Origin of the sequence: Chroococcidiopsis thermalis PCC 7203 (assembly GCF_000317125.1) — a bacterium.
GTDB classification, from domain to species: Bacteria; Cyanobacteriota; Cyanobacteriia; order Cyanobacteriales; family Chroococcidiopsidaceae; genus Chroococcidiopsis; species Chroococcidiopsis thermalis.
Map to the genome: position 1 here is coordinate 4,789,090 of NC_019695.1, position 18,977 is coordinate 4,808,066.

17 protein-coding genes and 1 pseudogene are annotated in these 18,977 nt (G+C 46.4%); 5 read left to right on the forward strand and 13 right to left on the reverse strand.

Features of this window, described 5'->3' with window-relative positions:
- Window positions 1-42: 42 nt before the first annotated feature.
- The 6 genes from CHRO_RS20690 to CHRO_RS20720 all read right to left on the reverse strand — a co-directional run bounded on the left by CHRO_RS20690 (window position 43) and on the right by CHRO_RS20720 (window position 6,680).
- Window positions 43-2,061 carry an ATP-binding protein gene (locus tag CHRO_RS20690; protein WP_015156173.1) on the reverse strand — a complete coding sequence of 673 codons (2,019 nt, stop codon included), beginning with the start codon at window positions 2,059-2,061 and terminating at the stop codon, window positions 43-45.
- Window positions 2,051-2,269: a hypothetical protein gene (locus CHRO_RS20695; RefSeq protein ID WP_041462564.1), complete on the reverse strand. Its 219-nt coding sequence runs from the start codon at window positions 2,267-2,269 to the stop codon at window positions 2,051-2,053. Before CHRO_RS20695 ends, CHRO_RS20690 begins: the two co-directional genes overlap by 11 nt.
- A gap of 10 nt (window positions 2,270-2,279) precedes the next feature.
- The gene (locus CHRO_RS20700; protein WP_015156174.1) at window positions 2,280-2,669 is read right to left on the reverse strand and encodes a response regulator; all 390 of its coding nucleotides are present in this window, start codon (window positions 2,667-2,669) and stop codon (window positions 2,280-2,282) included.
- A gap of 164 nt (window positions 2,670-2,833) precedes the next feature.
- Window positions 2,834-4,183, reverse strand: coding sequence for an alkaline phosphatase (locus tag CHRO_RS20705; RefSeq protein WP_015156175.1), 1,350 nt, complete (start codon window positions 4,181-4,183; stop codon window positions 2,834-2,836).
- A 595-nt stretch (window positions 4,184-4,778) separates the two neighbouring features.
- On the reverse strand, window positions 4,779-5,882 hold the full coding sequence (gene tgt / locus CHRO_RS20715; protein WP_041462565.1) for a tRNA guanosine(34) transglycosylase Tgt: 1,104 nt from the start codon (window positions 5,880-5,882) through the stop codon (window positions 4,779-4,781).
- Window positions 5,883-6,047: 165 nt separating this feature from the next.
- Window positions 6,048-6,680: a TetR/AcrR family transcriptional regulator gene (locus CHRO_RS20720; protein WP_015156178.1), complete on the reverse strand. Its 633-nt coding sequence runs from the start codon at window positions 6,678-6,680 to the stop codon at window positions 6,048-6,050.
- Between the two features lie 74 nt (window positions 6,681-6,754).
- Here CHRO_RS20720 and CHRO_RS20725 point away from each other — a divergent pair, with 74 nt between their 5' ends.
- The 3 genes from CHRO_RS20725 (at window position 6,755) to CHRO_RS20735 (ending at window position 8,281) form a co-directional block, all read left to right on the forward strand.
- Window positions 6,755-7,138: a Rid family detoxifying hydrolase gene (locus tag CHRO_RS20725; RefSeq protein WP_015156179.1), complete on the forward strand. Its 384-nt coding sequence runs from the start codon at window positions 6,755-6,757 to the stop codon at window positions 7,136-7,138.
- A 22-nt stretch (window positions 7,139-7,160) separates the two neighbouring features.
- Window positions 7,161-7,628 (forward strand): cupin domain-containing protein, encoded by a 468-nt coding sequence (locus tag CHRO_RS20730; protein WP_015156180.1) that lies wholly within the window; start codon window positions 7,161-7,163, stop codon window positions 7,626-7,628.
- 101 nt (window positions 7,629-7,729) lie between these two features.
- Window positions 7,730-8,281 carry a universal stress protein gene (locus CHRO_RS20735; RefSeq protein WP_015156181.1) on the forward strand — a complete coding sequence of 184 codons (552 nt, stop codon included), beginning with the start codon at window positions 7,730-7,732 and terminating at the stop codon, window positions 8,279-8,281.
- A 69-nt stretch (window positions 8,282-8,350) separates the two neighbouring features.
- Here CHRO_RS20735 and CHRO_RS32685 read toward each other — a convergent pair whose 3' ends face one another.
- From CHRO_RS32685 to CHRO_RS20745, 4 genes are all read right to left on the reverse strand, one after another.
- The gene (locus CHRO_RS32685) at window positions 8,351-8,524 is read right to left on the reverse strand and encodes a hypothetical protein (protein WP_181824213.1); all 174 of its coding nucleotides are present in this window, start codon (window positions 8,522-8,524) and stop codon (window positions 8,351-8,353) included.
- Entirely contained in the window at window positions 8,487-8,648 is a 162-nt protein-coding gene (locus CHRO_RS32690; RefSeq protein ID WP_015156182.1) for a hypothetical protein, read from the reverse strand. The genes CHRO_RS32685 and CHRO_RS32690 overlap by 38 nt, the downstream gene beginning before the upstream one ends.
- Window positions 8,649-8,688: 40 nt before the next feature.
- Window positions 8,689-9,804 carry an IS701 family transposase gene (locus tag CHRO_RS20740; RefSeq protein WP_015152474.1) on the reverse strand — a complete coding sequence of 372 codons (1,116 nt, stop codon included), beginning with the start codon at window positions 9,802-9,804 and terminating at the stop codon, window positions 8,689-8,691.
- A gap of 147 nt (window positions 9,805-9,951) precedes the next feature.
- Complete coding sequence (locus CHRO_RS20745) at window positions 9,952-10,914, reverse strand: WD40/YVTN/BNR-like repeat-containing protein (protein ID WP_015156183.1); 963 nt, start codon at window positions 10,912-10,914, stop codon at window positions 9,952-9,954.
- A 396-nt stretch (window positions 10,915-11,310) separates the two neighbouring features.
- Here CHRO_RS20745 and CHRO_RS32695 point away from each other — a divergent pair, with 396 nt between their 5' ends.
- A complete protein-coding gene (locus CHRO_RS32695) occupies window positions 11,311-11,589 on the forward strand; it encodes a hypothetical protein (protein WP_181824214.1) in 279 nt (92 codons plus the stop codon).
- Here CHRO_RS32695 and katG read toward each other — a convergent pair.
- The 3 genes and pseudogenes from katG to CHRO_RS20760 form a co-directional block, all read right to left on the reverse strand.
- Window positions 11,586-13,772 (reverse strand): catalase/peroxidase HPI, encoded by a 2,187-nt coding sequence (gene katG, locus CHRO_RS20750; protein ID WP_015156185.1) that lies wholly within the window; start codon window positions 13,770-13,772, stop codon window positions 11,586-11,588. The two genes, CHRO_RS32695 and katG, sit on opposite strands and share 4 nt — an antisense overlap.
- 171 nt (window positions 13,773-13,943) lie before the next feature.
- Window positions 13,944-15,058: pseudogene (locus CHRO_RS20755) on the reverse strand (transposase).
- A gap of 227 nt (window positions 15,059-15,285) precedes the next feature.
- Window positions 15,286-15,675 carry a site-specific integrase gene (locus tag CHRO_RS20760; protein ID WP_015156186.1) on the reverse strand — a complete coding sequence of 130 codons (390 nt, stop codon included), beginning with the start codon at window positions 15,673-15,675 and terminating at the stop codon, window positions 15,286-15,288.
- 530 nt (window positions 15,676-16,205) lie between these two features.
- Here CHRO_RS20760 and CHRO_RS20765 point away from each other — a divergent pair.
- A complete protein-coding gene (locus CHRO_RS20765; RefSeq protein ID WP_015156187.1) occupies window positions 16,206-18,977 on the forward strand; it encodes a cation-transporting P-type ATPase in 2,772 nt (923 codons plus the stop codon).

Genomic DNA, 18,977 nt, shown 5'->3' on the forward strand with positions numbered 1-18,977 from the left:
CCCCCTTGTCCCCCCTTGTCCCCCCTTGTCCCTCCCTACTCCCTACTCCCTACTCCCTTGTCTCACAGGAAGAGTAAAAGTAACTTTCGTGCCTTGTCCTAAACCCGCACTCTCTAGACAGATTTTTCCTCCCATCAGTTCTACTAAACGCTGACAGACGGTTAAGCCTAATCCCGTACCTCCATAGCGCCGTTTCACCGAACCGTCTGCTTGGACAAAAGGCTCAAATAATACTGCTGCTTGGCTTGGTTCGATCCCAATTCCAGTATCAGTTACCGAAATTTCAATTGCTGGTTCGTCAGTTTTGGTAATTGCTCGAATGCAAACTTGTCCGGTTTCAGTAAATTTAAAAGCGTTAGCCAAGAGGTTAGTTAGGACTTGTCGCAGTCGGAATTTATCGGCATAAATCCGCTCCACTTGACAATCAATGCTTAAAGGAATACCCTTGCAATTGCTCTCAATTTGAAATAAACGTTGTAGTTCTGTCAATAGAGGCATTAGCTCAAATTCTTCCCAATGCATCACCAATCTTCCGGCTTCAATTTTTGCCAGGTCGAGAATATCGTTAATTAAGGTGACGAGATTTTCTGCTGATTGATAGGCAATTTGAATGTATTCTTTTAACTCTACTTCGTTGTAGTAAAGTCCTTCTTTGAGCAATTTCAAATAATTAAGCGTGGCTGCTAAAGGCGTACGTAATTCATGACTGGTGGAGGAGAGAAAATCTGATTTGAGGCGATTGGCTTCTTCTGCCAGGGTGCGGGCAGTCTTTAGTTCTTGATTACGTCTTTCTAACAATTGCCTCTGTTGTCGTTCGTATTCATGTAATCGGTGCTGCATGACGGCAAGTGAGAGATGATTGGCTAGGGCTTGGACTAATTCTATTTCCGAACTCGTCCATTCTTTGCTTTGTCCTCGTTTTAATTCTCGCCAAGCCTCAAAAGAATGCCTCACTCTGGAAATACGTTCGTCAGGATCGAATCTTCCCGCCCAGGTAATATCAGTATCGATCGCATCGCGGAAAATGGTCAGGCAACCCAAGGTTTCACTACCATAATGCAAGGGCATAACAAATAGGCTGCGGATATTCGTAGTTTGAAAGGCAGGAGCAACTTCTAGTAACTCCGGTGCTTGATAAAGATTGGCGATCGCCACATACCCGTGCTGGGGGTTTCTACCAACACCAGCCATCAACTGTTGCCAAAATGGAGCGTTCTCCAACATCCCTTGAGGTTGGGCTTTATCGGTATAAATTTCTGTGATTTGTGCTTGCCCTGTAGGACAAAGATATAGTCTGCCACCAGAACCATCAACGCTGTTGACAATACTTTCAAGAGCAATTTGTAAAATTGTTTGAATTGAGTGGGGAGAGTGAAGCAGAGTTGAAATTTTGTTGATTAATTCTTGGCGAATAGCTCTTTCGCGTGCTTGCGTCAATAGTTGAGATTGAGAAATTGCGATCGCGAGGTGTTCTACCACGAGTCGCACCACGTCTAATTGTTCCTGACGAAAAGTTTTTGGTTGCGCGTGGTGACAAGCCAGCAGTCCCCACAACTGGCAATCGTGAAGAATTGGGATGACTAGGGAAGACTGCACCCCCATAGCTGTGAGATATTCGACGTGACAAGGATCGACGGGGCGTTGGAGAATTTCTGTAACGGTTCTTTGCTGAACTTCCTCTAACGTCAAATCTCCTGTAGTTTGGGGAGATTTTAAATAGCTGAGGCTAATCTGTTGTTGGGGAACGTCCACAATCGATCGCGCCCCAATTTTGACAAACATCTCCCGTGCGTGGGCAGGAATATCATCTGCGGGAAAGTGCAACCCTAGCAAAGATGGTAAACGCTTTGCCGCGATCGCTTCAGCAATCACTTGTCCCGTTCCATCAGGATGAAATTTATAAACTTTGACTCTATCTATTTGTAAAAATGCCCGAATCTCCTGCACTGCAACAGAGAGAATCTGCTGTAGTTCCAAAGATTGATGGATGCGATTCGTAATCCGATTTAACAGAGAATTTCGGTTCAGTCCCGCTCGATTTGGATGTTTTTTATGACGCATATTTTTGAAAGTCGGGAGTCGAGAGGATAAGAGGATAAGGGGGACAAGGAAGACAAGGGGGACAAGGGAGAGCGCTCTCGAAAATTCTTTGAGTGTCCTCCCGCATTTCCCATACTTCCAACACTTCCCACACCCTTTCTTCACTGGTCACTCTCTCAGCCCCCTCAGCTCCCTGCTCCCTGCTCCCTGCTCCCTGCTCCCTATTCACTGATAACTGATTACCTATTTACCAATAATTGTTGCAATTGCCGTGAAATCTCATCTAACCCTGCATCTTTAGCTAAGAAAGCATCAGCTTCTTTACAGAAAATCTCGCCACTATTCAATTCATTTTTTCCAATAAATGCGGTCACTAACACGAGAATGGGAGGTTCTAGTAAAACTTCTCTGATATAGCGAATAAATTTCCGCCCGTCAATTTCTCCGTAAGCATCGGGTGGCAGAGACAGATCGACCATAATTAAGTCATACTGCCGCACATCTTGAATCAAATCTTCGATGAGCGAGGTAGCATCGTTGAAAATAGACACTTCAAAGGTGTTTTTTAAAAAACGCTGAAGTGCCATGCACCAATTGCGATCGTCATCTAGTACTGCGATTCGGCACATGCAAAGGTAAGCCCATAAAACTTGATAAATCTTTACTAAACGCAGGCAAATTTTGACTAACTTCTTTTAGCTTAAAACTAGATAACCATTCGTTAGTTAAAAAAATAATTAAGCTAGAGGCGATCGCAAGGCAGGTACGATCTCTGCCTCACAAGATAGCACTTTTAAGGAGAGCTGGACGGCAAAGTTTTAGTAAATAAACTTCTATACATCAATCTATAAATCTCAGTATTATCTATAGTAGGTTGCATCCTTGCAGCGTTCATTCCGTGTGCTTTGGCAACAATCGATCCGGCATTGTCGGCAAAACCAGTCCAGGCGATCGCAAATGGAAAACGCTGTCCTCTAGCGTCGGGTGCAGAAACAAAAGGTAACGTACCTGTACCATCTCTACCATCCAAAGGTGCGCCATTTTTCTGTCTAGGAGGTAAAGGCTGGTTCAGTGGCATATTGCTTATCTGTTCGCCAATGACTTCTAACCCGCTAGCATCGCTATCTGCGGCTGTTAATAACATAGTATTGGGATTTTGCTCGATAAACTTCATTGCTACCCCAACTGCATCATCTGCCCGTTTCATGGCTTCGAGACAGCCTTTAGCATTGTTGTAATTAGAAAAGTTATCCGTTCCTTCCTCCTCTTGAACGATAAAAAAGGGTTTCGATCTATTAGATAAAACCCTCAGCGTTGTTTGTAACATTTCTGCCGCAGTTGGCGCACTCTCGACATACAACGGTAGCTTTTGCTTTTTCAAATCCTCTTCTGGTTCATCGTTGTAAGTATCTTCAGCTGCAAATATGCCTAAAACTTTTTTGGTGTTAGTGGGTAGTTTCAATAGTTCCTCGCGGTTGTATACCACTGTGTAACCTTTACGTTTTGCTAGATCGATTAGATTTACGCCGTCTTCTCGTTTACCTGACTTAGCGTGTCGTCCAGTTTTTTCTTTAGGAAGATACCAAATTTCTCCACCACCCAAAATGATATCTACGCCAGACTCAACAATTTGTTTGGTAATCTCTGCGTGTGCTTGACGATTTTTTACCTTAGCTAAGAAAGCACCAGTACCAGGTTCGCTAATAATACCAGAGTTAATAATTGCTGTTGGAATACCTTGGGCGATCGCTTCTTGCATAATTGTCTGTGGCTTGCCTGAAAGCGCCGTCATTGGCTTTCCAGTTTCGTCTAAGCCGTAGGAGTCAGCATCTACTTTCACTCCCGTAGCATGAGTCACAGCGCCAGCATTAGAAGTGGCAGTCAGCTGATTTTTCATGTGTCCTAAATAGACACCAAGATGAGACATGCGATCCCAATTCAGCCTACCATCGGAACCGTAATTGAGAAAACGGGCAGCTCCCCAATGGGCAGCACTCGTACCATCGGGATGCAGAAAAATAACATTTCCAGTATCAAGGCTAGTACTTTGATTCGTCTGGGAAAAAGTGCGGGCAACAATAGTTAAAGTGGCGATCGCAGTTGTGGCAACTAAACCAATTGCGAATGGTTTGCGTAGCGTCATATAAAAAATCTTAGTAATTGGTAATTGGTAATTGGTAATTGGTGTTAGTTCTTTTGGCTCAGCCCATGTACATTTATATTGACTCTGTCTTCATCTGTCTTTAATCGTCAGGTGGGCATTGCCCACCATACATTGAAATTCTATTTTTAGTTTTATTTAAAAGTATTAGCCCAAATAATTAAAATAAAAAATAATAACAAAGGAATGCTAGATGTAAATGTAGCAAGTCCTAAAATAATCCTCCATGTCTTGTTTTTCCACTCTAACCCAACCAAAACCGTGCCAATCATAATAAAAATACTACTTGTTACGAGCATGACTAGACCAAGCCATCCAACTGCATAGCTACATCCCCATCCCTTACAACCTAAACTATCTTGGTCGATTGTTAACAATTCATACAATAATTTTGCTGGATACCAGCACCATAAAATAAACAAAATTTTGAATAATAAAAATAATAATCTTAATATTTTTGCAGCGATCCAGCAATTCTTCTCATAAGAATTAGGGGATATTCTTTAAAAATTTAGAAATATATTTAGTAGGGGCGCACAGCTGTGCGCCCCTATCGTTTTATTAACGTGCCGATCTGCTAACTCAACCACTGAGCAAATTCTGTCGTAAAGCGATCGCTAATTATTGCCTCTCGAATCTTTTGGGTAAACCGAACTAATTCTGTAATATTATGAATGGTCAACAGAGTATAAGCTAAAATTTCTTGCGATCGCACCAAATGAGAAATATACGCCCGCGTGAAATTTTGGCAAGTGTAACAAGGACAAGTTTCATCTAAAGGTTGAAAATCTTCCCGATATTGAGAATTTTTTAAATTCCACCGTTCCCCCTTTACCAAAGCTGCGCCATGACGGGCAAGGCGTGTAGGAATCACGCAGTCAAATAGATCCATACCAGACGCGATCGCTTGTGCCATTTCTTTATACGTGCCTACCCCCATCAAATATCTAGGCTTATCTACTGGTAGCATGGGAGTTGTCGCTTGTACGATCTTGGCAATCAGTTCTGGTGGTTCCCCTACACTCACGCCACCAATCGCATATCCGGGCAAATCTAACCCTGCCAAAGCCTCAGCCGCCGCCGCCCGTAAATCTGGGTAGACTCCCCCTTGGACGATACCAAATAACGCCTGATCGGGGCGCTGGTGGGCGCTAATACAACGTTCTAGCCAGCGGTATGTCCTTTGTGTCGCTGCTTCTACCTCCTCACGACTGGCGGGATAGGGGGGGCATTCATCAAATGCCATAATCACATCAGCACCCAAAGCATTTTGGATTTGGATCGATCGCTCTGGGGTTAAATTAATCATCTGTCCGTCATGAGGCGATCGAAATATTACCCCATCATCGGTAATCTGCCGCATTTCGCTCAAACTGAAAACCTGAAAACCGCCAGAATCAGTCAAGATTGGTTGATTCCAGCGCATGAACTGGTGTAATCCCCCAGCTTTTTCGACAATCCTTTCCCCTGGTTGCAAATGCAAGTGATAGGTATTTGCCAAAACCATCTGCGCCCCTGTTTCCTGAAGTTGTGTGGGAGTGACGGTTTTCACATTTGCCAGCGTCCCTACGGGCATAAAGCGGGGAGTTTCAACCGCACCATGAGGAGTGTAAAAGACACCTACACGGGCTTTAGTTTGGCTGCAACGAGTGGAAACTTGGAAGGAAAATTGCGTAGTCAATTCAGTTATCAGTAGAGAGTGGTGCGTGGTGAAGCGGGACGCGGCTCCAATGTCGAGGAAACCTCGACTTCCGCGTGCTCCGGTTGGCGAAGCGTCTTCGCTAATAAAGCCGCGTCGTGGTGCGTGAAAATACTTCTTACCCAATGACAAATGACCAATTACCCATTACCCATTACCATCGACTAATTGAGCAACAATAGGTTTCAATCTTACATCAAAACCTTCGATTCCAAATAACCGCCTTTGGGTAAATGCACCGTCAATTAATAGCAGGAGATGAACGCCTAACTGTTGAGGGTTGTCTACTCCCACTGCTTCAGCTAAAGACACGAGGCGATCGCGAATTGCTATCCTATTAGATACAGCTAATTGATGCGCCGGATGTTCTAGTTCCGGTAACTCCGATGCTGTCACCAAGAACGGACAACCGTAACATTCGGGTTTTGTCAAATACTTGTCTAACCAGGCAAATAAAGCAATTATCTGCTGTTTCGGCTCGTTTGGGTATCGGGCGATCGCAATTTCAAATAATCGCTTGAAGCTGTTTTGACGTTCCTCTAAGTACGCCACCACTAAGTCATCCTTAGAAGGAAAGTAGCGGTATAGCGTCGTTTTGGCAACTCCTGACTGAGCAATAATTGTATCTACTCCTACTGCCCGAATTCCTTCGCGGTAGAACAGATTGTCAGCAACTTCTAGAATCTTCTGGCGGGTTGAGGTTTTGCGATCGCTTGACATTGTTTTCTCTTCATCTTGGCATCTCATCAGGGCATAGCATTGGTATCTCCCTATTGACATGATACAGACCTGTCTGTTACATCTTCTAATGGCAGTAACAATACAGACCTGTCTGTTTCTATTAATTGATATCTATGCCTAAACGAGTTGTGTATGCGCCAGATGTAGCAATTCCTGTAAAAGCCTATTCTCAAGCGATCGATACAGGAAGTTTAGTATTTTGTTCGGGACAACTTGCATACGATGCTAAAAACGATGCAGTATTTTCAGAATCAGCGGCAGAACAAACTGATTATTTGATGCAGAACATTCAAGTGATTTTGGATGCCGCTGGTTTACAGTTACGAGACGTAGTAAAGACAACTATTTTCTTGACCGATATGAATGATTTTGTATCCGTCAATGAAGTTTATGCCCGCTATTTCGATCTCGATCCTCCAGCGCGATCGACCATTGGTGTAAATGCATTAGCCAAGGGAGCCAAAGTCGAAATAGAAGTTATTGCTAGCAGAACTTAAAGTCTCAAAAGGAGTCAAAAATATGACAGCATTTGACTATAAAACAAAGCATGGTGAAAACTTTACTGTAGCTAATATAGGTAAGTTGTCGCAGCTACATCATTTCTCCTTTCAACTACCATCAAGAGTAATTGAAGTTGAAGGCAAGTTATTTATTAAGCAAATTGTAGATTTAACAAGTTGTGAAATCTCCTTCAATAAGCTACCAGCAAAAGCAGCAATTCCTTTCTACCACAAACACAAGCAAAATGAAGAAGTTTATCTCTTCCTTCAAGGTGAAGGTGAATTTCAAATTGATGGTGAGATTTTTCCCATCAGTGAAGGAACAGTAGTACGAGTCGATCCTGATGGCGAGAGAACTCTTAGAAATATTTTAAATGAAGATTTGGTCTATATTGTTATTCAATCTCAGGCTAACAGTTACAAGGGACATACAATTTTGGATGGTGTTGCAATAGATAAAAAAGTGAATTGGGTAAATTCCGTTTAACATCCTCACAACTTCCTCAAAGTTTTTTACTAAGTTTGTAAATGGGTAGAGAACAGTAACCAATTACCAATTACCAACAATACATTTGGAGGTAACTTCATATGTTTCAAAAAATATTAGTAGCGCTCGATACTTCTAGTCTTAATCGCAGCGTTTTTGAGGAAGCACTAGGCTTAGCAAAGGCACTTAATGCTAGCGTCATGCTATTACACGTACTCTCTGCTGAAGAAGAGGGTAGCCCAGATATTTATATGATGTCCCATGCAGACTACTATCAGGGATATGGGATGAGTAGCGAAATCATCCAAATGCAGCGCCAGCGATGGGACGAGTTTGCAAATAAAGGACTGGAAATGCTGCAAAGTTTTACAGATGAAGCAACTGCGGCGGGAGTGAAAACGGAGTTTAGTCAGATAGCTGGTAGTCCTAGCCGTACTGTCTGCGAGTTTGCGCGAAATTGGCAAGCTGACTTAATTATTATGGGTCGTCGGGGTCACTCTGGTTTGAGCGAATTGTTTATGGGTAGTGTCAGCAACTACGTCCTGCATCACGCTCCCTGCTCCGTACTTACGGTACAACATTCAGCGGTGAATCGCGACACAGAAGCAGAACACGTTACACCTGCGATGAGACATTATCGATCGAGTAACTAATTGAAATTTTGCTAACGGCGATCGCTTACAGTTGTAGCTACTTTATTTACTTTTTTGGCAAGTCATTTGCTAGAAAATGCATACAGTACCAGAAGAAGCACTGTAGTTACTAGATGAATTGCGGATCGTAACGCGATCGCCATTTCTGACATTTACACCTTGCGATCGGAGAACGGATCGAGACGTGAAGACGCGAAAAGTTCTATCAATCAGCAGGCGCATCACCCGTTTTAGGAACTTCACCTGCTTCTGAAATAGGATCTTCTGGGTTTTCACTGTCCTCGACCGCAGGAGATTTCACTTCTACTTCTGGTGCCACTTTTTGTTGAACTTCAGAGGTGACTTTCTCTTGTTTTCGATCTGTCATAACTCCTATCCTCTTAAATTAGAACTGAAGTTCATTCTACTCAGATCTTGCAGCAAGTGATTTGAATGTCAAAACCAAGGGAGCGTGCTAGGGGTGTGAGGCGTTTGCTCTCCAGCAGCAGGAGCAACACCACTAGTTGAGGCAGTAATGCTTCAAGTGCCAGTTGAGCCGCCTTACCCCAATCAGGTGAGTCGGTAGATGCAGTAGACAAATAAGCCCAATGTGCTAACAAATAAGCTAAAAGTGACAATACCAGCCAACGGTAGACACCTAGCAATGTGCCCTGACCAAATTGGTCTAATCCAAACCGATGTTTAGCAGTTTTGAACCATCCCTCAATCTGCCAACGCTTTTTGCCCCAGTAATTGATAGTACTAGCTTTAAGTGGTTTGGTAGAGAGGACAAAGCGCTTTTCCAGCCTACCGTCGTCACGCTTGAGATAGTACCAAGACAGTGAAACTGGAAACTTTAATTTTACCAGTCGCACTTGTTGTCCCCGCCTGCATAGTTGCTTAACATTGCGCCCATCTTGTAGCTTGCGGTCACAGCGTACTCCGGCAATGGCGTGATATTTTAATTTACGTATACCATGTAAAAATTCGGCACTACCAAAGGCTGTATCTACTAAAATCATGAGCTGAAAGTGTTGACTCAGCAATGAAGGTAAGCTTTGTACAAGTCGTAGCCCCAACTGTGCTGGTGAGGAATGATTTTTCCCTCGGTAAACTCGAAAATTCCACGGCACGCGCCATTGACCCACTACTAGATACATCACGACTAGGTGTAGCCCACGTTTGCTATGGAAGACTCGCACTAATCCATCCAACAGCTTGAACTTGCCGCGTTTTTCTAGGGTGGTTAAGTCGATGATGACTTGTAAGATGGGTCTACGTCCAATTCGTGGCTGTGACAGAATTTGCTGCAGGACAAAGGAGCGGGTACTACGAATCAGCCGACGAGTTGACCAGGGGTAGACGTTGAGAAACCGACTTAAGGCACTGGCTGATTTAGTTTTGCATTGTTGGGGCAGAGGATGTCCTTGAGCTTGTAAAAATAATCCCAGCAAGGCTTGTAGGCTATCTCGTTGATAGTGGCTCGGCATCAAATCAAGTAGGGTGTAGACTAGCCCTTGGGCGTGGGCAAGAAGGGTTTCCATCGTTCTTGCATTCAATTGGTTTCACGCCCTTTTCTCTCATTGAAACCTACTCTTTCGCAACTAGAGTATCTGTACTGGTGCAAGATCTAAGTTCTAAAAAGATTCTCAATATTCATTCCTCTTCCTAAAAGATTGTTTGTGGCTGCGTTATGAAAAATTCAAGCAGTGAATTGGTGGCAGATCTGAGGCGAACTGTTTCCATGTCAAGCCCGCATCCTCTGATAGGAAGATCTGACCTTTACTCGTACCAAAAACAGTTCTATCCTTTAACGCCACAAGGCTTCCCGTATCAATGTTGTGCGAAAACCACTGCGGCAAACCTCGATCGCACTTCTCGAAAGTCCCCGCTCGGTCGAGCGATCGCCGATAAATTGCGGCTTTAGCACCAGATGGACCGCTAGAGGTACTTATCAAGACTGTCTCGCCACAAATAGCAACAGCGCGGGAGTACGTGGAGTGTAGGTTAGCTCGATCCAAGCTCCATGTATCGCCTCTATCTGTACTCGTAGCCAATCCTTCTGCTGTAGCTGCTAGCACGACACCAGGACGATCTGGAACAGTGATGACTTGGTGAACATCCCAGTGCAAATCGATAGTTGGCTGCCACGAACGTCCGCGATCTTGGGAACGCAAGATGCCACCAACGTGTACGTTGGCATAAAGTTCGCCCGATTGTCCTCCTGCCATAGAGCGAACATCTGGCAACCCACCCCAAGGTGTATACCACTCGTCTCGCCCTTGAGCTGTATCAAAACTTTGGATGAATTCAATGCCACCATCTACAATCCAGAAAAGATGAGCATTAGATGTACCGACCAGAACTTTCCCACTCAGTGGCTGAATGCAATTCAACTGCAAATCTTGAATACTTGGGGCTACTACTTGCCATTCACCCTCAGAATCGCGATGCCATACCGACTCGCCATCAACCACCGCCCATAGTCCGTTCAGGCTTGGAGCGATCGCAGTGATACTGTGACCCTCCAGTTCCATCCACTGCTGGGATGCTGTAAACCATACCAAACCGGCAGATGTTCCTACTGTTAATGAATGCTCCTGATTTACACCAGTTTCTTTTGACGCTATTTTTTGTTGCACAAATTCAGTCATATCTAGACTCCCTTTCCCGATCTCTCCGGTTGGCTCAGACAAAAGAGAATTGCGGAATTAACTTTCTAAACATATTTCTTTAGTTTCACTCTAGCACCTTCGGTAGTCCTACACAAGTAAGGATGTAAGTATAGATGAAGAGGTCTTTCAAGGACTTTGTTGCATGAATAAGAGAAAGTCACGCCTCACCTTTAATGATGCGGTGATTAGCCTTCTACTTTGTAACTAAATGTGCTTTGTCGGACGCTGCCAACTCAATTCTCATCACTATAAACAACGACTCCAAAAAGCTTTCTGTTTGCCGTCCTGTCAGATGAAACAACGATTGAATCGTGCCCCGAAGTAGTAACCGCTGTGTCACTGTAATAGTTAGAGGCTCCCCGTCTCCCAGTATGCTTGCTCGTTGCGCCATTGCTCAATCACTTCCTCACTCATCCAGAAGCTAATACTGCCTCAATGCCCTTCGGACGCACTCAATCTCGCAAGTCTCGCTGCTCCACTGAGGGAATAAAACTGGCAACGTACAAGTCAGGGTCTAAAGCTAGGGCGGCGTTTCAAGACAAGTTGAAACGCCGCCCTCATTATTGTCTCTGGCTTTCACCTACGCTCAGGATTTCTGCCGGTTTGCGTAGCCTCAACCTGCGATCGCCCAATGACCGTGGAAGTTACGCTTAGAAGCGGTCGAGGTTCATCACCTTGTCCCACGCTGCCACAAAGTCATGCACAAACTTCTGCTGCGAATCCTCAGATCCGTAGACTTCCGCGAGGGCGCGTAGCTGAGAGTTTGAGCCGAAGATGAGGTCAACACGGGTAGCAGTCCACTTGAGTTCGCCTGTCTTGCGACTGCTCCCCTCGAACTCATATTCATCTTCAGCGATCGCTTTCCATGTCGTGCCCAGGTCAAGCAGGTTAACGAAGAAGTCATTGGTCAACGTCTCTGGGCGATCGGTGAAGACACCGTGTTTGGACGCTCCAAAGTTCGTACCCAGGACGCGCAAGCCGCCCACGAGAACCGTCATCTCAGGGGCTGACAGGGTCAGCAATTGCGCCCGATCGACTAGCAACTCCTCAAGCGATTCGCTGTGTTTGCCGCTAGAGTAGTTGCGGAACCCGTCCGCGGTTGGCTCAAGCACGGCGAAGGACTCGACATCCGTTTTCTCTTGCGACGCATCCGCACGTCCAGGCTTGAAGGGAACTTTGACCTCATGCCCAGCGTTCTTCGCCGCTTGTTCAACGCCCACGCATCCGCCCAGAACGATCGAGTCAGCGAGCGAAACCCGCTTTCCGCCAGACTGTGAGCTGTTGAATTCTTCTTGGATCGCCTCCAGGGTTTGCAGCACTGTTGCCAGTTGGGTCGGCTGGTTGACTTCCCAATCCTTCTGAGGCGCAAGACGAATGCGCGCTCCGTTCGCTCCACCGCGCTTGTCAGACCCACGGAACGTTGATGCCGATGCCCAGGCAGTCGAAACGAGTTGTGAGACAGACAGTCCCGAAGCAAGAATCTTACCTTTGAGCGCGGCGATGTCCTGCTCATCAATCAATTCATGGGTGACCGCGGGGATGGGATCTTGCCACAAGAACTCTTCCGCTGGCACCTCTGAACCGAGATAGCGCGATCGGGGACCCATATCGCGATGTGTCAGCTTGAACCACGCCTTGGCAAATGCGTCGGCGAACTCATCTGGGTTCTCATGATAACGCCGTGAAATCGGCTCGTAGATGGAGTCCATCTTCATAGCCATGTCCGCCGTGGTCATCATAGGAGCGTGCCGCTTCGACGGATCGTGCGCGTCAGGCACTGTATCCGCGCCAGCACCGTTCTTCGGTTTCCATTGCCACGCACCGGCGGGACTCTTTGTCAGCTCCCAGTCATATTTGAATAGGGTGTCGAGATAGGTGTTGTCCCACTGCGTTGGAGTAGGAGTCCATGCACCTTCAATACCGCTAGTGATCGCATCAACGCCTACACCCGTGTTGAAAGCGCTCTTCCAGCCGAGACCCTGCTCTACAATGCTTGCCCCCCCAGGCTCATGACCTACGTGCGACGATTCGCCCGCACCATGACATTTGCCAAAGGTATGTCCACCGGCAACCAGCGCCACCGTTTCTTCATCGTTCATCGCCATCCGACCAAAGGTTTCGCGAATATCGCGCCCTGAGCCGATCGGATCGGGTTCGCCGCTTGGTCCTTCTGGGTTCACGTAGATCAGACCCATCTGAACGGCAGCGAGGGGATTTAAAAGCACTCGATCGTCGTCGTAACGCTCGCCACCTAGCCAAGCTTTCTCAGAACCCCAGTAGATGTCTTCCTCTGGTGCCCAGATGTCCTCGCGCCCGCCGGCAAAGCCGATCGTCTTGAAGCCCATCGACTCAAGCGCGCAGTTGCCAGCGAAGATCATGAGGTCAGCCCAGGAGATTTTCTTGCCGTATTTCTGCTTGATTGGCCAAAGCAACATGCGCGCCTTGTCGAGGTTAGCATTGTCGGGCCAACTGTTGAGCGGCTCAAACCGCTGGCTACCCGACCCTGCGCCGCCGCGACCGTCACCGATCCGATACGTACCTGCGCTGTGCCACGCCATCCGAATGAAGAGAGGACCATAATGACCGTAGTCGGCTGGCCACCAGTCCTGAGAGGTAGTCATCAGCTCAAAGATATCTGCCCTCACAGCCGCTAAGTCGAGCTTCTTGAATTCCTCAGCGTAGTTGAACGCCTCACTCATGGGATTAGCCTGGGGTGAGTGCTGGTGGAGGATGCTCAGATTCAAATACTTCGGCCACCAGTCTCGGTTCGACGGCATATGACGAGCCGTAAGTTTCTGACCTCCGCCCGTAAACGGGCATCCGCTCTCGCTGCTCATATTATCTCCTGTCTTTGGAAAAACGCTAATCTACAGTTGCAAATTGGAGCTACCGAGAAAGCGATTTAAATTGCCATGAAATAGTCACGAATTTAATCATAATCGGTATGACTCCGTTTTAGCAGCACCCTTAAACTATTGTAATAAGTGCGCTCGGCTTTGTTGCATAACTCAGATCTTGCAGCAAGTGATTTGAATGTCAAAACCAAGGGAGCGTGCTAGGGGTGTGAGGCGTTTGCTCTCCAGCAGCAGGAGCAACACCACTAGTTGAGGCAGTAATGCTTCAAGTGCCAGTTGAGCCGCCTTACCCCAATCAGGTGAGTCGGTAGATGCAGTAGACAAATAAGCCCAATGTGCTAACAAATAAGCTAAAAGTGACAATACCAGCCAACGGTAGACACCTAGCAATGTGCCCTGACCAAATTGGTCTAATCCAAACCGATGTTTAGCAGTTTTGAACCATCCCTCAATCTGCCAACGCTTTTTGCCCCAGTAATTGATAGTACTAGCTTTAAGTGGTTTGGTAGAGAGGACAAAGCGCTTTTCCAGCCTACCGTCGTCACGCTTGAGATAGTACCAAGACAGTGAAACTGGAAACTTTAATTTTACCAGTCGCACTTGTTGTCCCCGCCTGCATAGTTGCTTAACATTGCGCCCATCTTGTAGCTTGCGGTCACAGCGTACTCCGGCAATGGCGTGATATTTTAATTTACGTATACCATGTAAAAATTCGGCACTACCAAAGGCTGTATCTACTAAAATCATGAGCTGAAAGTGTTGACTCAGCAATGAAGGTAAGCTTTGTACAAGTCGTAGCCCCAACTGTGCTGGTGAGGAATGATTTTTCCCTCGGTAAACTCGAAAATTCCACGGCACGCGCCATTGACCCACTACTAGATACATCACGACTAGGTGTAGCCCACGTTTGCTATGGAAGACTCGCACTAATCCATCCAACAGCTTGAACTTGCCGCGTTTTTCTAGGGTGGTTAAGTCGATGATGACTTGTAAGATGGGTCTACGTCCAATTCGTGGCTGTGACAGAATTTGCTGCAGGACAAAGGAGCGGGTACTACGAATCAGCCGACGAGTTGACCAGGGGTAGACGTTGAGAAACCGACTTAAGGCACTGGCTGATTTAGTTTTGCATTGTTGGGGCAGAGGATGTCCTTGAGCTTGTAAAATAATCCCAGCAAGGCTTGTAGGCTATCTCGTTGATAGTGGCTCGGCATCAAATCAAGTAGGGTGTAGACTAGCCCTTGGGCGTGGGCAAGAAGGGTTTCCATCGTTCTTGCATTCAATTGGTTTCACGCCCTTTTCTCTCATTGAAACCTACTCTTTCGCAACTAGAGTATCTGTACTGGTGCAAGATCTAAGATAAATAAATTGAGAGCGCCCTTCCCTCTTCTAGAGAGAAATTAGTTTTTTACTTTGTAGCTATTGGGCTTACCCAGTTGAGTTCGATCGGCAGCACCAACTCTACCGAAAAGAGAATAAATGAGTCGAAGCACCTCTAATCCTCGCTCGCTGGCAAGCAGCTCTGAGGATCGGCAGCTGCTCTAGTGAGTGGCTTGTTTCCATTGCGTTCTGGAAATAACAGACCAGACGGTGGATCGTCAGCTGCTAAATATCCCTGTAGCTTCGGGTGCTCTGGCAGCGTGCGCGTGGCAATCTTGCCCTTGGTAGTACATTTACGCAGCGTCACCACACTACCCGCTAAATCTTCAGCCGTCAGCGCCAGCACTTCACTAACGCGACAGGCGCAGTAATAAGCGATCGCAAATAGCAGTTTGTCTCTAGGGGTGAGGAAGCCGCGTGTAAATAGGCGTTCTATAGCAGTTCTAAATGATTTGTAAAGTAGGCTTTTAGCCTGCGGCAGGCTAAAAGCCTGCTCCACGTTCATGAATCAAATAGGATTGCTATAGGAAATAGCTAGTAAATTTTGTTAACGGACAAAAATTGTGTTTGCAAGATGCAGAGAGAATCGTCAGAGTCAGAATTTTTGCTCCCGCACTCAACGCTACTTTAAGCTTTTGTTGTTTTCTCCCTACTGGTAGTTTCCATTTCAATAGGAGTGCAGAACGCTTGAATCACGGTAGTTGGTGTAGGTAACGGCATCACGTTACACTTTCGCACTCAGAGGAAGTGCGATCGCACTTTATAACAAATGTAGTTTCTATTAATACCTCGATAGCCAGATAAATTTATCCTTAGTTAAGAGATGAAACAAAACTGCGCTCAGCTTTCACTCAAAATTACCTAAAGTTGAATTATTGGTATTTTTTTGTCACTTTCTCATCATATTTATCTCTAAAACTGAAATAAAAGATGTCATTTATTCTAGTTAGGGTTAGCAATTATGTTGTCCATCATTTGCCTTGTTTGGTCTCTTGCAAAAGCCTTGCACTTTAATTAACGCCATAGAAACAAACAATGACAACCTCTGCAACAGGTAGCCAATTAGAACCTCAATATCACGAACTCGCAGCCCAGGCAGTAGCCCACTCGCTGAATACTAACTCAGATAGGGGCTTAACAGCAGCAGAAGTTAGGCAACGGTTGAACCAGTATGGGGAAAACGAACTCAAGGCTAAACCAGGTAAACCAGCATGGTGGCGCTTTTTATTGCAATTCAACCAGCCGCTACTTTATATCTTATTAATCGCCGGAATCATTAAAGCCTTTTTAGGTTCTTGGACAAATGCGATCGTGATTTGGGGTGTAACGGTAATTAACGCGATTATCGGTTTCGTGCAAGAATCAAAAGCAGAAGGGGCGATCGCCGCTTTAGCGCAAGCCGTCACTACAGAAGCTACCTTATTACGCGACGGACAAAAGATTCGCCTTCCCTCACGAGAAATCGTACCTGGAGATATCGTCATGCTGGCTTCTGGCGATAAAGTGCCAGCCGATCTGCGCTTGGTAAATAGCCGGAACTTGCAAGTAGACGAATCAGCTCTCACGGGCGAATCTGTCCCAGTGGAAAAGTCAACCGCTCCACTTCAGCCTGACGCTCCTTTAGCAGAACGGCTTAACATGGCATATGCAGGTAGCTTTGTTACCTTCGGACAGGGAAGCGGTATTGTCGTAGCAACAGCAGGCAATACGGAGGTAGGGCGCATTTCCCAAACCATCGAGCAACGGAGTAACCTGAGTACGCCCTTAACTCGCAAGTTTGACAAATTTAGCCGCACGTTACTCTACGTCATTTTAGGGCTGGCGGCGCTCACGTTAGCAGTAGGGTTGGGTCAAGGACAGACCTTTGCCGGAATGTTTGAAGCGGCTGTTGCCTTAGCAGTCAGCGCCATTCCTGAAGGACTACCAGCAGTGGTAACGGTGACGTTGGCAATTGGAGTCAACCGCATGGCACGCCGCCACGCGATTATCCGCAAGCTACCTGCGGTAGAAACTTTAGGCGGTGCAACAGTCATTTGCTCTGATAAAACAGGAACGCTAACCGAAAACCAAATGACAGTGCAAGCGATTTACGCTGGAGGCGATCGCTTTACTGTTAGCGGTACGGGTTACAGTCCAGAAGGGGAGATAAGAGAGCTGAGGGAGCTGAGGGAGAGGTTGCCTGTAGCTCTGGAAGAATGTTTAATCGCTGGGTTGTTGTGCAACGACTCTCACTTAGAAGAAAAAAACGATCGCTGGGTAGTCGTGGGCGATCCGACGGAAGGAGCTTTGATTGCAGTTGCTAAGAAAGCAGGGTTGAGTCAGTCCGAATTAGTAGAGTCAATTCCCAGAGTGGATGCAATTGGGTTTGAATCTCAGTTTCAGTACATGGCGACGTTGCATGAACTGGGGAGTGGGGAGTCGGTACGGGTGGGTTTAGAAACCCGCCCGTACGGGAGTGGGGAAGAATCTAAAGTTATTTATGTCAAGGGTTCTGTAGAAGCAATTTTGAGCCGCACTCGGCAAATGCTGGATCGAAACGGCAACTCTATTTCCATCAACCGCGCCGAAGTCGAACAGCAGGTTGAGTTAATGGCAAAGCAGGGATTACGAGTGCTGGCTTTTGCCAAAAAAACAGTAGGGGATAACCAGACTTCTGTAGACCATAACGATATCGAATCCGATCTGGTTTTTATCGGCTTGCAGGGAATGATCGATCCACCACGCGCTGAAGCGATCGCCGCAGTACGCAACTGTCAGTCGGCAGGAATTGACGTGAAGATGATTACGGGCGACCACATTACCACAGCGAAAGCGATCGCCCTCCGCATGGGTTTGCAAAAAGATGGTAGGGTGGAGGCATTTGAAGGGCAGCAACTCGCCCAAATGGACGATCGCGAATTGGCGCAGGCGGTGGAAGAAGGTGTAGTTTTTGCCAGAGTCGCCCCAGCCCAAAAATTGCGGTTGGTAGAAGCATTACAAGCCAAAGGCGAAATTGTTGCCATGACGGGAGACGGGGTAAATGATGCCCCAGCCCTCAGACAAGCCGATATTGGCGTAGCGATGGGTGGTGCGGGAACGGATGTTGCTAGGGAAGCCGCCGATATGCTGCTGACGGATGATAACTTTGCTTCGATTGAAGCCGCAGTAGAGGAAGGACGGACGGTCTATCAAAATTTACGCAAGGCGATCGCGTTTATCTTACCCGTCAACGGTGGCGAGTCGATGACGATTTTAATTAGTGCTTTACTCGCCAGAGATCTACCAATTCTGTCTTTACAAGTCTTGTGGTTGAATATGGTCAACTCAGTGGCGATGACAGTGCCGCTTGCATTTGAACCCAAATCTGAGGGGGTAATGCAGCAACCGCCACGCAACCCAAGGGAACCGTTAATCTCAGGAAAACTGCTACAGCGGATTTTGGCAATTTCCGTTTTTAACTGGATTCTAATTTTTGGTTTCTTCGAGGGGGTACGTCGAAACACGGGAGATGTCACCTTGGCGCGAACGATGGCAATTCAAGCTTTGGTTGCAGCCAGAATCGTGTATTTATTGAGTATCAGCCATTTAGGGAAAGCGATCGCGCTGAAAATCCGTGGTAGAAAAGTTTCTATTAGTGGTACAAAGGCGATCGCGCTGGGTATTCTTGCCGCAGTCTTATTGCAAATTGTTTTCAGTCAATGGAGCGTCATGAATAATTTATTTGCTACTGCACCGTTGAATTTAGATCGGTGGTTAATCTGTCTGCTGCCTGCTTTACCGATGATTCCTTTGGCTATTTTGGTTAACTGGATCGACCGCCCTGAATAA